13 protein-coding genes and 1 tRNA gene are annotated in these 16,309 nt (G+C 56.8%); all 14 read left to right on the top strand.

Going from position 1 to position 16,309, the window contains the following annotated elements; all coding sequences use genetic code 11:
* A partial coding sequence (locus tag BMX68_RS24235; protein WP_074862748.1) for an EF-Tu C-terminal domain-related protein occupies nucleotides 1-378 on the top strand: 378 nt, incomplete at its 5' end.
* Between the two features lie 54 nt (nucleotides 379-432).
* A tRNA-Trp gene (locus BMX68_RS24230) sits at nucleotides 433-508 on the top strand.
* Nucleotides 509-553: 45 nt separating this feature from the next.
* Nucleotides 554-922, top strand: coding sequence for a preprotein translocase subunit SecE (gene secE, locus BMX68_RS24225; protein WP_017129749.1), 369 nt, complete (start codon nucleotides 554-556; stop codon nucleotides 920-922).
* A gap of 9 nt (nucleotides 923-931) precedes the next feature.
* On the top strand, nucleotides 932-1,465 hold the full coding sequence (nusG, locus tag BMX68_RS24220) for a transcription termination/antitermination protein NusG (RefSeq protein WP_010443972.1): 534 nt from the start codon (nucleotides 932-934) through the stop codon (nucleotides 1,463-1,465).
* A gap of 117 nt (nucleotides 1,466-1,582) precedes the next feature.
* Complete coding sequence (rplK, locus tag BMX68_RS24215) at nucleotides 1,583-2,014, top strand: 50S ribosomal protein L11 (protein ID WP_003176435.1); 432 nt, start codon at nucleotides 1,583-1,585, stop codon at nucleotides 2,012-2,014.
* Nucleotides 2,014-2,709 carry a 50S ribosomal protein L1 gene (rplA, locus tag BMX68_RS24210; protein ID WP_017129748.1) on the top strand — a complete coding sequence of 232 codons (696 nt, stop codon included), beginning with the start codon at nucleotides 2,014-2,016 and terminating at the stop codon, nucleotides 2,707-2,709. Before rplK ends, rplA begins: the two co-directional genes overlap by 1 nt.
* A gap of 198 nt (nucleotides 2,710-2,907) precedes the next feature.
* Nucleotides 2,908-3,408, top strand: coding sequence for a 50S ribosomal protein L10 (gene rplJ / locus BMX68_RS24205; RefSeq protein WP_017129747.1), 501 nt, complete (start codon nucleotides 2,908-2,910; stop codon nucleotides 3,406-3,408).
* Nucleotides 3,409-3,486: 78 nt separating this feature from the next.
* Complete coding sequence (gene rplL, locus BMX68_RS24200) at nucleotides 3,487-3,852, top strand: 50S ribosomal protein L7/L12 (protein WP_017129746.1); 366 nt, start codon at nucleotides 3,487-3,489, stop codon at nucleotides 3,850-3,852.
* 220 nt (nucleotides 3,853-4,072) lie between these two features.
* Complete coding sequence (rpoB, locus tag BMX68_RS24195) at nucleotides 4,073-8,146, top strand: DNA-directed RNA polymerase subunit beta (protein ID WP_017129745.1); 4,074 nt, start codon at nucleotides 4,073-4,075, stop codon at nucleotides 8,144-8,146.
* A 64-nt stretch (nucleotides 8,147-8,210) separates the two neighbouring features.
* Complete coding sequence (rpoC, locus tag BMX68_RS24190; RefSeq protein WP_017129744.1) at nucleotides 8,211-12,410, top strand: DNA-directed RNA polymerase subunit beta'; 4,200 nt, start codon at nucleotides 8,211-8,213, stop codon at nucleotides 12,408-12,410.
* A 216-nt stretch (nucleotides 12,411-12,626) separates the two neighbouring features.
* Nucleotides 12,627-12,998, top strand: coding sequence for a 30S ribosomal protein S12 (rpsL, locus tag BMX68_RS24185; protein ID WP_002555494.1), 372 nt, complete (start codon nucleotides 12,627-12,629; stop codon nucleotides 12,996-12,998).
* A gap of 123 nt (nucleotides 12,999-13,121) precedes the next feature.
* On the top strand, nucleotides 13,122-13,595 hold the full coding sequence (gene rpsG, locus BMX68_RS24180; protein WP_017123206.1) for a 30S ribosomal protein S7: 474 nt from the start codon (nucleotides 13,122-13,124) through the stop codon (nucleotides 13,593-13,595).
* 30 nt (nucleotides 13,596-13,625) lie between these two features.
* Complete coding sequence (fusA, locus tag BMX68_RS24175; protein ID WP_026012937.1) at nucleotides 13,626-15,731, top strand: elongation factor G; 2,106 nt, start codon at nucleotides 13,626-13,628, stop codon at nucleotides 15,729-15,731.
* Between the two features lie 30 nt (nucleotides 15,732-15,761).
* Nucleotides 15,762-16,309, top strand: a 548-nt coding sequence (locus BMX68_RS24170; RefSeq protein ID WP_143063358.1) for a GTP-binding protein, incomplete at its 3' end; no start/stop codon positions are given.

Below are 16,309 nucleotides of genomic sequence, written 5' to 3'. Positions count from 1 at the left end.
CGTGCCGGCGAGAACTGCGGTGTGCTGCTGCGTGGTACCAAGCGTGACGACGTGGAGCGTGGCCAGGTTCTGGTCAAGCCAGGTTCGGTCAAGCCGCACACCAAGTTCACTGCAGAAGTCTATGTTCTGAGCAAGGAAGAAGGCGGTCGTCACACGCCGTTCTTCAAAGGTTACCGTCCACAGTTCTACTTCCGTACAACTGACGTGACCGGTAACTGCGAACTGCCAGAAGGCGTTGAAATGGTGATGCCAGGTGACAATATTCAGATGACTGTCACGCTGATCAAGACCATCGCGATGGAAGACGGCCTGCGTTTCGCTATTCGTGAAGGCGGTCGTACCGTCGGCGCTGGCGTCGTAGCAAAAGTAATCGAATAAGTAGTTGAAATACCTCTCTCGAGCCGACATAATGGTCGGCCTGATTCAAGTTTTAGGTCAGTAGCTCAATTGGCAGAGCGACGGTCTCCAAAACCGTAGGTTGGGGGTTCGATTCCCTCCTGACCTGCCAGATTCACTCGGTGTGTCTGGCTTTCTTTTCACAGGATTCTCTTAGATGACCTCCAACACTGAAGTCCAAGGCTCTCGCTTCGATCTTCTCAAGTGGCTCGTTGTAGTCGCACTGGTGGTGATTGGTGTCGTTGGCAACCAGTATTACGCTGGCTCGCCGGTCCTGTACCGCGTACTTGCTCTGCTTGTCATTGCTGCTGTAGCTGCCTTTGTAGGCCTGCAAACTGCTAAAGGCAAGTCGTTCTTTGTACTGGCCAAGGAAGCTCGCACCGAAATCCGTAAAGTCGTATGGCCGACTCGCCAAGAAACCACGCAGACCACGTTGATTGTCGTGGCTGTGGTATTGGTTATGGCGTTGCTGTTGTGGGGGCTTGATTCCCTGCTCGGTTGGCTTGTTTCCTTGATTGTTGGCTAAGGGTGTCCCGTGGCTAAGCGTTGGTACGTTGTGCATGCTTACTCGGGTTACGAGAAGCATGTCATGCGCTCGTTGATCGAGCGAGTAAAGCTGGCAGGCATGGAAGATGGCTTCGGCGAAATTCTGGTCCCTACTGAAGAAGTAGTAGAGATGCGTAACGGCCAGAAACGCAAAAGCGAACGCAAGTTTTTTCCTGGCTATGTGCTGGTGCAGATGGATATGAACGAGGGTACTTGGCATTTGGTCAAGGATACTCCTCGGGTAATGGGCTTCATTGGCGGTACCGCCGACAAGCCTGCACCGATCACCGACAAAGAAGCTGAGGCTATTTTGCGTCGTGTCGCTGACGGTAGCGACAAACCGAAGCCGAAGACACTGTTCGAGCCGGGCGAAGTGGTGCGTGTCACCGATGGTCCGTTCGCAGATTTCAACGGTACGGTTGAAGAAGTTAACTACGAAAAGAGCCGGATTCAGGTCGCAGTGCTTATTTTCGGTCGCTCTACTCCGGTGGAGTTGGAGTTCAGTCAGGTCGAAAAGGTCTAGCTGGGCAAGCATCCCAACCCCGCAGCCCTAGGCTGTGGGGTTTTGTCGTCACTGGGATAAACGCGCAAGTAACCGGGGAGCCTTTCGAGGCGTTCGAACCCGTAATTGGAGTGCCTCATGGCCAAGAAGATTACCGCTTACATCAAGCTACAAGTGAAGGCCGCCCAGGCCAACCCTAGCCCACCCGTCGGTCCAGCACTGGGTCAGCACGGCGTGAATATCATGGAATTCTGCAAGGCCTTCAATGCCCGTACTCAGGGTCTTGAGCCAGGTCTGCCGACTCCGGTGATTATCACTGTCTACAGCGACCGCAGCTTTACTTTCGAAACCAAGTCGACCCCGGCTTCGGTTCTGTTGAAGAAAGCGGCCGGCCTGACCAGCGGTTCCGCTCGTCCTAATACCGTTAAGGTTGGCACCGTGACTCGTGCTCAGCTGGAAGAAATCGCGAAAACCAAAAACGCGGATCTGACTGCAGCTGATATGGATGCAGCCGTGCGTACCATCGCCGGTTCTGCTCGTAGCATGGGCCTTAACGTGGAGGGTGTGTAATGGCTAAGCTGACCAAGCGCCAAAAGGCTATCGCCGGCAAAATCGAAGCAGGCAAGGCCTATAATTTCGTAGACGCCGCCGCTTTGCTGACCGAGCTGTCGACTGTCAAGTTCAGCGAGTCCGTTGACGTTGCCGTAAATCTGGGCGTTGACCCACGTAAATCCGACCAGGTCGTGCGTAGCGCTACCGTGCTGCCACATGGCACCGGCAAGACCGTTCGTGTTGCCGTGTTCACCCAGGGGCCAGCGGCTGAAGCTGCCCTGGCTGCTGGCGCCGATCGCGTTGGCATGGACGACCTGGCTGCCGAAATGAAGGGCGGCGACCTGAACTATGACGTGGTCATTGCCTCCCCGGACGCAATGCGTGTTGTCGGCCAACTGGGTCAGATCCTCGGTCCACGTGGCCTGATGCCTAACCCTAAAGTTGGCACCGTCACCCCGGATGTCGCCAACGCGGTCAAGAACGCCAAGGCTGGTCAGGTTCGTTATCGCACCGACAAAAACGGCATTATCCACACTTCCGTTGGCAAGGTCGGCTTTGACGCCGTCAAGCTGAAGGAAAACGTTGAGGCCCTGATCGCCGATCTGAAGCGTATCAAGCCAGCCTCCTCGAAAGGCATCTACGTCAAGCGCGTTACCCTGAGCACCACCATGGGCCCAGGCCTGGTTATCGATCAGAGCTCGCTGGACGCATAAAACACAAGTGAGTGCAAGCAATTGCACCCACTGAAAGATTGGGGTCCCTGCCTGGCGGGGGCTATCCAAGACCGTAGGCGACGCAAGTCTTAAACCACAAGCCTACGCAGATGGTGCTCCCGGTTCCTTACCGAATCAGACACCAAAACGACATCCGGCTTCGGCCAGATGAAACGGTAACAAGCAGGAGTTGAACCCGTGGCAATTAATCTCGAAGACAAGAAGGCCATCGTCGCTGAAGTCAACGAGGCTGCCAAAGTCGCTCTGTCCGCTGTCGTGGCTGATGCCCGTGGCGTAACAGTAGGCGCAATGACCGGACTCCGTAAAGAGGCTCGTGAAGCTGGCGTATACGTGCGTGTCGTGCGTAACACCCTGCTCAAGCGCGCTGTTGCTGATACTGAATACAGTGTCCTCAACGACGTGTTCACCGGCCCTACCTTGATTGCGTTCTCTAAGGAACATCCGGGTGCTGCAGCCCGTATTTTCAAAGAGTTCGCCAAGGGTCAGGACAAGTTCGAGATCAAGGCAGCTGCGTTCGAGGGCAAGTTCCTCGCAGCGAACCAGATCGACGTGCTGGCAAGCCTGCCAACCCGTGACGAAGCCATTTCCCAGCTGATGAGCGTGATTCAAGGCGCTACCAGCAAACTGGCGCGTACTCTGGCGGCAATCCGCGATCAAAAAGAAGCCGCCGCAGCCTGAGGCTGAGCGTTTCTTTACTCGCGTATTTTGTTTATTTCGATGGCCGTACAGGCTGTCCCCCAATTCAGGAATTGAGTCATGTCTCTGACTAACGAACAAATCATCGAAGCAATTGGCCAGAAAACCGTTCTGGAAGTTGTTGAGCTGATCAAAGCTATGGAAGAAACCTTCGGTGTTACCGCTGCTGCCGCTTCGGCTGGCCCAGCCGCGGCTGCCGCTGTTGTTGAAGAACAAACCGAGTTCAACGTTATCCTTAAGGGCGCTGGCGAGAAGAAAGTCAACGTCATCAAGGCCGTGCGTGAACTGACCGGTCTGGGTCTGAAAGAAGCCAAAGAGAAAGTTGATACCGCTCCTCAGGTCATCGCTGAAGGCGTTTCGAAAGAAGCGGCCGAAGATGCCAAGAAGAAGCTGGAAGAAGCTGGCGCTGAAGTCGAAGTCAAGTAATCTCCGACCTTGCGTCTCCAGCCCAAGCGTTAAGCGACAGGCTGATGGCTGGTGGCTCTTGCCACCGGCCTTTTTCCGTTATTGGCAACCGGCGCGGTCGGTGCCTTTAACGTGCTTCAACCACCCGATGCGGTGGCGCAAACCATGGGGTTTGCACGATTTTCTGGCTGCTCCCGTCGGGAGAGGCCAAACAAGCAGGTGACCAAGCTGGGGAACGCTGATGGCTTACTCATATACTGAGAAAAAACGTATCCGCAAGGACTTTAGCAAGTTGCCGGACGTCATGGACGTACCGTACCTCTTGGCTATCCAGCTGGATTCGTATCGCGAATTCTTGCAGGCGGGCGCGACCAAGGACCAGTTCCGTGACGTCGGTCTGCATGCGGCCTTCAAATCCGTTTTCCCGATCATCAGCTACTCCGGTAACGCTGCTCTGGAGTACGTTGGCTATCGTTTGGGCGAACCGGCCTTCGACGTCAAGGAATGCGTATTGCGCGGCGTGACCTATGCGGTTCCGCTGCGGGTGAAAGTGCGCCTGATCATTTTCGACAAAGAGTCGTCGAACAAAGCGATCAAGGACATCAAAGAGCAAGAAGTCTACATGGGTGAAATCCCCCTGATGACTGAGAACGGTACCTTCGTAATCAACGGTACCGAGCGCGTGATCGTTTCCCAGCTGCACCGTTCCCCGGGCGTGTTCTTCGATCACGATCGCGGCAAGACGCACAGCTCCGGCAAACTGCTGTATTCGGCACGGATCATTCCGTACCGCGGTTCGTGGTTGGACTTCGAGTTCGATCCGAAAGACTGTGTGTTCGTGCGTATCGACCGTCGTCGTAAGCTGCCGGCTTCCGTGCTGCTGCGCGCGCTGGGCTACGGCACCGAAGAGGTGCTGGACGCGTTCTACACCACCAACGTCTTCCACGTTAAGGGCGAAACCCTGAGCCTGGAACTGGTGCCTCAGCGCCTGCGCGGCGAGATCGCGGTCCTGGATATCCAGGATGACAAAGGCAAGGTGATTGTCGAGCAGGGTCGTCGTATCACCGCTCGTCACATCAACCAGCTGGAAAAAGCCGGAATCAAAGAGTTGGAAGTGCCGCTGGACTACGTCCTGGGCCGCACTACCGCCAAGGTCATCGTGCATCCGGCAACCGGCGAAATCCTGGCAGAGTGCAACACCGAGCTGAACACCGAGATCCTGGCGAAAATCGCCAAGGCCCAGGTTGTTCGCATCGAAACGCTGTACACCAACGATATCGACTGCGGTCCGTTCATCTCCGACACGCTGAAGATCGACTCCACCAGTAACCAACTGGAAGCGCTGGTCGAAATCTATCGCATGATGCGTCCCGGTGAGCCACCGACCAAGGATGCCGCCGAGACCCTGTTCAACAACCTGTTCTTCAGCCCTGAGCGCTATGACCTGTCTGCGGTCGGCCGGATGAAGTTCAACCGTCGTATCGGTCGTACCGAGATCGAAGGTTCGGGCGTACTGAACAAGGACGATATCGTCGCGGTTCTCAAGACCCTGGTCGACATCCGTAACGGCAAAGGCATCGTCGACGACATCGACCACCTGGGTAACCGCCGGGTTCGTTGCGTCGGCGAAATGGCCGAGAACCAGTTCCGTGTCGGCCTGGTGCGCGTTGAGCGCGCGGTCAAGGAACGTCTGTCGATGGCTGAAAGCGAAGGCCTGATGCCGCAAGACCTGATCAACGCCAAGCCAGTGGCTGCGGCGGTGAAGGAGTTCTTCGGTTCGAGCCAGCTGTCGCAGTTCATGGACCAGAACAACCCGTTGTCCGAGATCACTCACAAGCGTCGCGTCTCCGCGCTTGGCCCGGGCGGTCTGACCCGTGAGCGCGCAGGCTTCGAAGTGCGTGACGTACACCCGACGCACTACGGTCGCGTGTGTCCGATCGAAACGCCTGAAGGTCCGAACATCGGTCTGATCAACTCCCTGGCCGCCTATGCGCGCACCAACCAGTACGGTTTCCTTGAAAGCCCGTACCGTGTGGTGAAAGACGCTCTGGTGACCGACGAGATCGTGTTCCTGTCCGCCATCGAGGAAGCCGATCACGTGATCGCCCAGGCTTCGGCCACGATGAACGACAAGAAGATCCTCACTGACGAGCTGGTGGCGGTTCGTCACCTGAACGAGTTCACCGTCAAGGCGCCGGAAGACGTCACCCTGATGGACGTATCGCCCAAGCAGGTTGTTTCGGTCGCCGCGTCGCTGATCCCGTTCCTCGAGCACGACGACGCCAACCGTGCGTTGATGGGTTCGAACATGCAGCGCCAGGCTGTACCGACCCTGCGAGCCGACAAGCCGCTGGTGGGTACCGGCATGGAGCGCAACGTTGCCCGTGACTCCGGCGTGTGCGTCGTGGCTCGCCGTGGCGGGGTGATCGATTCGGTCGATGCCAGTCGTATCGTGGTTCGCGTTGCCGATGACGAAGTTGAGCCGGGCGAAGCCGGTGTCGACATCTATAACCTGACCAAATACACCCGTTCGAACCAGAACACCTGCATCAACCAGCGTCCGCTGGTGAGCAAGGGTGATCGCGTTCAGCGCAGCGACATCATGGCCGACGGCCCGTCCACCGACATGGGTGAGCTGGCGCTGGGTCAGAACATGCGCATCGCCTTCATGGCGTGGAACGGCTTCAACTTCGAAGACTCCATCTGCCTGTCGGAACGCGTTGTCCAGGAAGATCGCTTCACCACGATCCACATTCAGGAACTGACCTGTGTGGCCCGTGACACCAAGCTTGGCCCAGAGGAAATCACCGCGGACATCCCGAACGTGGGTGAAGCCGCGCTGAACAAGCTGGACGAAGCCGGTATCGTCTATGTCGGCGCCGAAGTGGGCGCTGGTGACATCCTGGTCGGCAAGGTCACTCCGAAAGGCGAGACACAGCTAACTCCGGAAGAAAAACTGCTGCGCGCGATCTTCGGTGAGAAGGCCAGCGACGTCAAAGACACCTCCCTGCGCGTGCCGACCGGCACCAAGGGTACCGTCATCGACGTGCAGGTCTTCACCCGTGATGGCGTTGAGCGTGATAGCCGCGCCCTGTCCATCGAGAAGAGCCAGCTCGACGAGATCCGCAAGGATCTCAACGAAGAGTTCCGTATCGTTGAAGGTGCGACTTTCGAACGTCTGCGTTCCGCCCTGGTCGGTCACACTGCCGAAGGCGGTGCCGGCCTGAAGAAAGGTCAGGAGATCACTAACGAGATCCTTGACGGTCTTGAGCATGGTCAGTGGTTCAAGCTGCGTATGGCTGAAGACGCGCTGAACGAGCAGCTCGAGAAGGCCCAAGCCTACATCGTCGATCGCCGCCGTCTGCTGGACGACAAGTTCGAAGACAAGAAGCGTAAGCTGCAGCAAGGCGATGACCTGGCTCCGGGCGTCCTGAAGATCGTCAAGGTCTACCTGGCAATCCGTCGTCGCATCCAGCCGGGCGACAAGATGGCCGGTCGTCACGGTAACAAGGGTGTGGTCTCCGTGATCATGCCGGTTGAAGACATGCCGCACGATGCCAATGGCACTCCGGTCGATGTCGTCCTCAACCCGCTGGGCGTACCCTCGCGTATGAACGTCGGTCAGATCCTCGAAACCCACCTGGGCCTCGCGGCCAAAGGTCTGGGCGAGAAGATCAACCGCATGATCGAGGAACAGCGCAAGGTTGCTGACCTGCGCAAATTCCTGCACGAGATCTACAACGAGATCGGCGGTCGCAACGAAGAGCTGGACACCTTCTCCGACCAGGAAATCCTGGATCTGGCGAAGAACCTGCGAGCGGGCGTGCCAATGGCTACTCCGGTATTCGACGGTGCCAAGGAAGTCGAAATCAAGGCCATGCTGAAACTGGCAGACTTGCCGGAAAGCGGCCAGATGCAACTGTTCGATGGCCGTACCGGCAATAAATTCGAGCGTCCGGTTACCGTCGGCTACATGTACATGCTGAAGCTGAACCACTTGGTAGACGATAAGATGCACGCTCGTTCTACCGGTTCTTACAGCCTGGTTACCCAGCAGCCGCTGGGTGGTAAGGCACAGTTCGGTGGTCAGCGTTTCGGGGAGATGGAGGTTTGGGCACTGGAAGCTTACGGTGCTGCATACACTCTGCAAGAAATGCTCACAGTGAAGTCGGACGATGTGAACGGTCGGACCAAGATGTACAAGAACATCGTGGACGGCGATCACCGTATGGAGCCGGGCATGCCCGAGTCCTTCAACGTGTTGATCAAAGAAATTCGTTCCCTCGGCATCGATATCGATCTGGAAACCGAATAACACGTGACGCGAATCGAGAGCGGGGCAGGACTGCCCGCTCTCTGCTCCGCCAGGAGGAAAGGCCTTGAAAGACCTACTGAATTTGCTGAAAAACCAGGGTCAAGTCGAAGAGTTCGACGCCATCCGTATTGGATTGGCCTCGCCTGAGATGATCCGTTCGTGGTCGTTCGGTGAAGTTAAAAAGCCGGAAACCATCAACTACCGGACGTTCAAACCAGAACGTGACGGGCTGTTCTGCGCCAAGATCTTTGGCCCGGTAAAAGACTATGAGTGCCTGTGCGGTAAGTACAAGCGCTTGAAACACCGTGGCGTGATCTGCGAGAAGTGCGGCGTTGAAGTCGCGCTGGCCAAGGTTCGTCGTGAGCGCATGGCGCACATCGAGCTGGCGTCGCCGGTTGCCCACATTTGGTTCCTGAAGTCCTTGCCAAGCCGTATCGGCCTGCTGATGGATATGACCCTGCGCGATATCGAGCGCGTTCTCTATTTCGAGAGCTATGTCGTTATCGACCCGGGCATGACCACGCTTGAGAAAGGCCAGTTGCTCAACGACGAGCAGTACTTCGAAGCCCTCGAAGAATTCGGTGACGACTTCGACGCCCGCATGGGTGCCGAGGCTGTCCGCGAACTGCTGCACGCGATCGACCTGGAGCACGAGATTGGCCGTCTGCGCGAAGAAATTCCGCAAACCAACTCGGAAACCAAGATCAAGAAGCTGTCCAAGCGCCTGAAGTTGATGGAAGCCTTCCAGGGCTCCGGCAACCTGCCTGAGTGGATGGTGTTGACCGTTCTGCCGGTGCTGCCGCCAGACCTGCGTCCACTGGTTCCACTGGATGGCGGTCGCTTCGCCACTTCCGACCTCAACGATCTGTATCGTCGGGTGATCAACCGTAACAACCGCTTGAAGCGTTTGCTCGATCTGTCCGCTCCGGACATCATCGTGCGCAACGAAAAGCGTATGTTGCAGGAAGCCGTCGATGCCCTGTTGGACAACGGTCGTCGCGGTCGTGCCATCACCGGTTCGAACAAGCGCCCTCTGAAATCCCTGGCCGACATGATCAAGGGTAAGCAAGGTCGTTTCCGTCAGAACCTGCTCGGTAAGCGCGTGGACTACTCCGGTCGTTCGGTTATTACCGTTGGCCCGACCCTGCGTCTGCACCAGTGCGGCCTGCCGAAGAAGATGGCTCTGGAGCTGTTCAAACCGTTCATTTTCGGCAAGCTGGAAATGCGCGGTCTGGCGACCACCATCAAGGCCGCCAAGAAGATGGTCGAGCGCGAGCTGCCGGAGGTTTGGGACGTTCTCGCTGAAGTCATCCGCGAACACCCGGTGCTCCTCAACCGTGCACCGACCCTTCACCGTCTGGGTATCCAGGCGTTTGAACCGGTCTTGATCGAAGGCAAGGCTATCCAGCTGCACCCTCTGGTCTGTGCGGCGTACAACGCTGACTTCGACGGCGACCAAATGGCCGTGCACGTACCGCTGACCCTGGAAGCCCAGCTCGAAGCGCGTGCGTTGATGATGTCGACCAACAACATCCTGTCGCCCGCCAACGGCGAGCCGATCATCGTTCCGTCGCAGGACGTTGTACTGGGTCTGTATTACATGACCCGCGAGGCTATCAACGCCAAGGGCGAAGGTCGTATCTTTGCGGACCTGCAGGAAGTCGACCGCGTATTCCGCGCCGGCGAGGCGGCCTTGCACGCCAAGATCAAGGTTCGTATCACCGAAACCGTGAACGACCGTGATGGCGGCAGCGTCAAGAACACCCGTATCGTCGACACTACTGTCGGTCGTGCGCTGTTGTTCCAGGTGGTTCCAGCCGGCCTGTCATACGACGTCGTCAACCTGCCGATGAAGAAGAAGGCGATCTCCAAACTGATCAACCAGTGCTACCGCGTGGTGGGGCTGAAAGAGACGGTGATCTTCGCTGACCAGTTGATGTACACCGGCTTTGCCTATTCGACCATTTCTGGCGTGTCCATCGGTGTTAACGACTTCGTTATTCCGGATGAAAAGGCTCGCATTATCGGTGCTGCTACCGAAGAAGTAAAAGAGATCGAAAGTCAGTACGCCTCCGGCCTGGTAACCCAGGGCGAGAAGTACAACAAGGTGATCGACCTCTGGTCCAAGGCGAACGACGAAGTTTCCAAAGCGATGATGGCCAACCTCTCGAAAGAGAAAGTCGTCGACCGTCATGGTGTCGAAGTCGATCAGGAATCTTTCAACTCGATGTACATGATGGCCGACTCGGGTGCGCGGGGTTCTGCCGCGCAGATCCGTCAGCTCGCCGGTATGCGTGGTCTGATGGCCAAGCCGGACGGTTCCATCATCGAAACGCCGATTACCGCCAACTTCCGTGAAGGCCTGAGCGTACTCCAGTACTTCATCTCGACTCACGGTGCTCGTAAAGGTCTGGCGGATACCGCGTTGAAAACCGCGAACTCCGGCTACCTGACGCGTCGTCTGGTGGACGTTGCACAAGATCTGGTGGTCACCGAGATCGATTGCGGCACCGAGCATGGCCTGCTCATGACGCCGCACATCGAAGGCGGCGATGTCGTAGAGCCGTTGGGTGAGCGCGTTCTGGGTCGAGTGATCGCCCGTGACGTATTCAAACCAGGTACCGAGGACGTCATTGTTCCTGCTGGCACGCTGGTTGACGAGAAGTGGGTTGAGTTCATCGAGCTGAACAGCATCGACGAAGTCATCGTGCGCTCGCCAATCAGTTGCGAAACCCGTTATGGCATTTGCGCCAAGTGCTATGGCCGTGACTTGGCTCGTGGTCATCAGGTGAACATCGGTGAAGCGGTCGGCGTTATCGCCGCTCAATCGATCGGTGAGCCGGGTACCCAGTTGACCATGCGCACGTTCCACATCGGTGGTGCGGCAAGCCGGACCTCGGCGGCCGACAGCGTTCAGGTGAAGAATGGCGGTACTGTCCGTCTGCATAACCTCAAGCACGTCGAGCGTGTCGACGGGCACCTGGTGGCGGTGTCCCGTTCCGGCGAGCTGGCAATTGCCGACGACTACGGTCGCGAGCGCGAGCGCTATAAGTTGCCGTATGGCGCGGTGATTTCGGTTAAAGAGGGTGACAAGGTCGACGCTGGCGCCATCGTGGCCAAGTGGGATCCGCACACTCACCCGATCGTTACCGAAATGAAAGGTACCGTGACCTACGTGGGCATGGAAGAAGGCATCACGATCAAGCGTCAAACCGACGAATTGACCGGTATGACCAACATTGAAGTCCTCGACGCCAAAGACCGTCCAGCTGCCGGTAAAGATATCCGTCCAGCCGTGAAGATGGTCGATGACAACGGCAAGGATCTGTTGCTGCCAGGCACTGACGTAATCGCTCAGTACTTCCTGCCGGCCAACGCCCTGGTCGGCGTGGCGGATGGCGCGAAAATCGCGATCGGTGATGTTATCGCGCGTATTCCGCAAGAGACGTCGAAGACCCGCGACATCACCGGTGGTCTGCCGCGTGTTGCCGACTTGTTCGAAGCGCGTCGTCCGAAAGAAGCCTCGATTCTGGCTGAAGTCAGCGGCACCATCGCCTTCGGTAAAGAGACCAAGGGCAAGCGCCGTCTGGTCATTACTCCGAACGACGGTAGTGATCCGTATGAGGAGCTGATTCCGAAGTGGCGTCACCTGAACGTCTTCGAGGGCGAACAGGTGAACCGTGGCGAAGTCATCTCCGACGGTCCAAGCGACCCGCATGACATCCTGCGTCTGTTGGGTGTGAGTGCGCTGGCCAAGTACATCGTCAACGAGATCCAGGACGTTTACCGCCTGCAAGGCGTGAAGATCAACGATAAGCACATCGAGACCATCCTGCGTCAGATGCTGCGTAAAGTTGAAATCGCTGAATCCGGCGATTCCACCTTCATCAAGGGCGACCAGATGGAGCTGACTCACGTGTTGGTGGAAAACGAGCGTCTGGCGACCGAAGACAAGTTCGTGTCCAAGTTCACTCGTGTGTTGCTGGGCATCACCAAGGCGTCGTTGTCGACCGAATCGTTCATCTCCGCGGCCTCTTTCCAAGAGACCACCCGCGTACTGACCGAGGCGGCCGTCACCGGCAAGCGCGATTACCTGCGCGGCCTGAAAGAAAACGTAGTCGTGGGTCGTCTGATCCCGGCGGGTACCGGCCTGGCCTACCACAGCGAGCGCAAGCGCCGCCGTGAGCTGGACAAGCCGGCGCGCGTCAGCGCCAGTGAAGTGGAAGCTGCACTGACCGAAGCGCTAAACTCAAGCGGTAACTGAGTCCTGCTGCAGTGAAAGCATGGCCCTGGTAGCTTTTTTTCGATCATCGCGACTTTTTTGTTGCGATGGACGGAGAGGGGAGGCCGGGGCCTTGTCTTGACTGGAGAGAAGATCCTCTTTAGACTCTTGTACCCCTAAATTTGGCGGGGACTCGTTCCTGCCATTTTGCTTTTCTTGCAAGACAATAGCGTCGCAAGACAACAGTGGAGCTAGTAGATGGCAACTATCAACCAGCTGGTACGTCAGCCGCGTAAGCGTATCGTCGAGAAATCCGACGTGCCTGCGCTGCAGAACTGCCCGCAACGTCGTGGCGTATGCACCCGTGTGTACACCACTACGCCGAAAAAACCTAACTCGGCACTGCGTAAAGTATGCCGTGTGCGCCTGACCAACGGTTTCGAGGTTTCCTCGTACATCGGTGGTGAAGGTCACAACCTGCAAGAGCACAGCGTAGTGCTGATCCGTGGCGGTCGTGTAAAAGACTTGCCAGGTGTTCGTTACCACACCGTTCGCGGCTCTCTGGATACTTCGGGCGTTAAAGGCCGGAACCAGGGTCGTTCGAAGTACGGTACCAAGAAGCCTAAGTAGTCGTGGCTTTTGGTAGCAAACAACCGATTTTTATTTTTCTGAGTCGATAAGAGTAAGGTCGGGCGTGCATTTTTTGGATGCAGTGGTCCCGAGCTAACCTGAAGACCGATTGAGGGCTTATCCATGCCAAGAAGACGCGTAGCAGCCAAGCGCGAAGTGCTTGACGATCCAAAATACGGCAGCCAAATCCTGGCCAAGTTCATGAACCACGTGATGGAAAGCGGCAAGAAAGCCGTTGCCGAGCGTATTGTTTATGGCGCGCTGGAAAAGGTTAAAGAGCGTAAAGCCGGCACTGATCCCCTGGAACTCTTCGAGAAAGCACTCGACGCCATCGCTCCGCTGGTCGAAGTGAAGTCGCGCCGCGTAGGCGGTGCTACTTACCAGGTTCCGGTTGAAGTTCGTCCGTCCCGTCGTAATGCTCTGGCAATGCGCTGGTTGGTAGACTTCGCCCGTAAGCGCGGCGAGAAGTCTATGGCTCTGCGTTTGGCTGGCGAACTGCTGGACGCCGCCGAAGGTAAAGGTGCTGCAGTTAAGAAGCGTGAAGACGTGCACCGTATGGCTGAGGCCAACAAGGCTTTCTCGCACTACCGCTTCTAATTTTAGCGTCACTCATTTTGCGAGGGCTTTATGGCTCGTACAACACCGATTAATCGCTACCGTAACATTGGTATCGTTGCTCACGTGGATGCTGGTAAAACCACCACCACCGAGCGCGTCCTTTTTTACACTGGCAAAAGTCACAAGATGGGCGAGGTGCATGACGGCGCCGCGACCACCGACTGGATGGTGCAGGAGCAGGAGCGTGGTATTACCATCACTTCCGCTGCCATTACCGCCTTCTGGCAGGGTTCCGAGAAGCAGCACAAAGATCAGTACCGCTTCAACGTCATCGATACTCCTGGCCACGTTGACTTCACTATTGAAGTTGAGCGTTCCCTGCGCGTTCTCGACGGCGCGGTCGTGGTTTTCTGCGGCACCTCGGGTGTTGAGCCGCAGTCGGAAACCGTATGGCGTCAGGCCAACAAGTACGGTGTCCCGCGTCTTGTTTACGTCAACAAGATGGACCGTGCCGGCGCCAACTTCCTGCGCGTGATCGGTCAGATCAAACAGCGCCTGGGTCACACTCCGGTGCCAATCCAGTTGGCTATCGGTTCCGAAGACAACTTCCAGGGTCAGATCGATCTGATCAACATGCAAGCTGTCTACTGGAATGACTCCGACAAGGGTATGGTTCCTGTTCGCAAGGACATCCCTGCCGAGTTGCTTGAAGAAGCCGAGAAGTGGCGTGGCAACATGGTAGAGGCTGCGGCCGAAGCCAACGAAGAGCTGATGAACAAGTACCTCGAAGGTGAAGAGCTCACCAACGTGGAAATCAAGGCTGCTCTGCGTCAGCGTACTATTGCGGGTGAGATCGTCCTGGCTGTTTGCGGGTCTTCGTTCAAGAACAAAGGGGTTCCCCTGGTTCTCGACGCCGTTATCGACTTCTTGCCGGCTCCCACCGACATTCCTGCCATCAAGGGTACCGACCCGGATGACGAGACTCGGGAGATGGAGCGTCACGCAGACGACAGCGAGCCGTTCTCGGCCTTGGCGTTCAAGATCGCTACCGACCCATTCGTGGGTACCTTGACCTTCGTTCGGGTTTACTCGGGCGTGTTGGCCTCCGGCGACGGCGTGATCAACTCGGTTAAGGGCAAGAAAGAGCGCGTGGGTCGTATGGTGCAAATGCACGCAAACGCCCGCGAAGAAATCAAGGAAGTACGCGCTGGCGACATCGCGGCCTTGATCGGCATGAAGGACGTCACCACGGGTGAGACTTTGTGCAACGCTGACAAGCCAATCATCCTGGTTCGTATGGACTTCCCGGAGCCGGTTATTTCGGTTGCCGTAGAGCCTAAGACCAAGGATGACCAGGAAAAAATGGGTATCGCTCTGGGCAAGCTTGCTCAGGAAGACCCGTCTTTCCGCGTCAAGACTGATGAAGAGACCGGTCAAACGATCATCTCTGGCATGGGCGAGTTGCACCTGGACATCCTGGTTGACCGGATGCGCCGCGAGTTCAACGTCGAAGCCAACATCGGTAAGCCTCAAGTTTCGTACCGTGAGCGCATCACCAAGAGCTGCGAGATTGAAGGCAAGTTCGTTCGTCAGTCCGGCGGTCGTGGCCAATTCGGTCATTGCTGGATCCGTTTTGCTCCTGCTGACGAAGGTCAGGAAGGTCTGCAATTCTTGAACGAAGTCGTGGGCGGTGTGGTTCCTAAGGAATACATCCCGGCGATCCAGAAGGGTATCGAAGAGCAGATGAAGAACGGTGTTGTCGCCGGCTATCCGCTGATCGGCCTGAAAGCTACCGTGTTTGATGGTTCCTACCACGACGTCGACTCCAACGAGATGGCGTTTAAGGTGGCTGCTTCCATGGCAACCAAGCAACTGGCCCAGAAGGGCGGTGGTGAGTTGCTTGAGCCGATCATGGCGGTAGAAGTTGTTACGCCTGAAGACTATATGGGTGACGTGATGGGCGACCTTAACCGTCGTCGCGGCATGATCCTGGGGATGGAAGACACGGTGTCCGGCAAAGTAATTCGTGCCGAGGTTCCGTTGGGTGAGATGTTCGGTTACGCGACCGACGTTCGCTCCATGTCCCAAGGTCGCGCAAGCTACTCTATGGAATTCAAAAAATACAATACAGCTCCGTCGCATATCGTCGAAACTGTTACCAAAAAACAAGGCTGATTCAGTCCTTTAGGCAAGGAGTTAATTGTCGTGGCTAAAGAAAAATTTGATCGTTCCCTACCGCACGTCAACGTTGGCACCATCGGTCACGTTGACCATGGTAAAACTACTCTGACTGCTGCTCTGACTCGCGTTTGCTCCGAAGTTTTCGGTTCTGCGGTCGTTGAATTCGATAAGATCGACAGCGCCCCGGAAGAGAAAGCTCGCGGTATCACCATCAACACCGCGCACGTCGAGTACAACTCGAAGATTCGTCACTACGCTCACGTTGACTGCCCAGGTCACGCCGACTACGTGAAGAACATGATCACCGGTGCTGCGCAGATGGACGGCGCGATCCTGGTTTGCTCGGCCGCCGATGGTCCGATGCCGCAAACCCGTGAGCACATCCTGCTGTCCCGTCAGGTAGGCGTTCCGTACATCGTGGTTTTCCTGAACAAGGCTGACCTGGTAGACGATGCAGAGCTGCTGGAACTGGTTGAGATGGAAGTTCGCGACCTGCTGAGCACCTACGACTTCCCAGGTGACGACACTCCGATCATCATCGGTTCGGCCCGTATGGCGCTGGAAGGTAAAGA

It is taken from the genome of Pseudomonas agarici (assembly GCF_900109755.1).
In the GTDB taxonomy this organism is placed as follows: domain Bacteria; phylum Pseudomonadota; class Gammaproteobacteria; order Pseudomonadales; family Pseudomonadaceae; genus Aquipseudomonas; species Aquipseudomonas agarici.
This window is presented reverse-complemented; position numbering and strand designations above follow the sequence as displayed.

Bases quoted from the DNA above. Each gene is read 5' to 3' on its own strand.
- secE (WP_017129749.1), top strand. From the start codon at position 554: ATGACCTCCAACACTGAAGTCCAAGGCTCTCGCTTCGATCTTCTCAAG.
- rplK (WP_003176435.1), top strand. From the start codon at position 1,583: ATGGCCAAGAAGATTACCGCTTACATCAAGCTACAAGTGAAGGCCGCC.
- rplA (WP_017129748.1), top strand. From the start codon at position 2,014: ATGGCTAAGCTGACCAAGCGCCAAAAGGCTATCGCCGGCAAAATCGAA.
- rplL (WP_017129746.1), top strand. From the start codon at position 3,487: ATGTCTCTGACTAACGAACAAATCATCGAAGCAATTGGCCAGAAAACC.
- rpoB (WP_017129745.1), top strand. From the start codon at position 4,073: ATGGCTTACTCATATACTGAGAAAAAACGTATCCGCAAGGACTTTAGC.
- rpsL (WP_002555494.1), top strand. From the start codon at position 12,627: ATGGCAACTATCAACCAGCTGGTACGTCAGCCGCGTAAGCGTATCGTC.
- rpsG (WP_017123206.1), top strand. From the start codon at position 13,122: ATGCCAAGAAGACGCGTAGCAGCCAAGCGCGAAGTGCTTGACGATCCA.
- fusA (WP_026012937.1), top strand. From the start codon at position 13,626: ATGGCTCGTACAACACCGATTAATCGCTACCGTAACATTGGTATCGTT.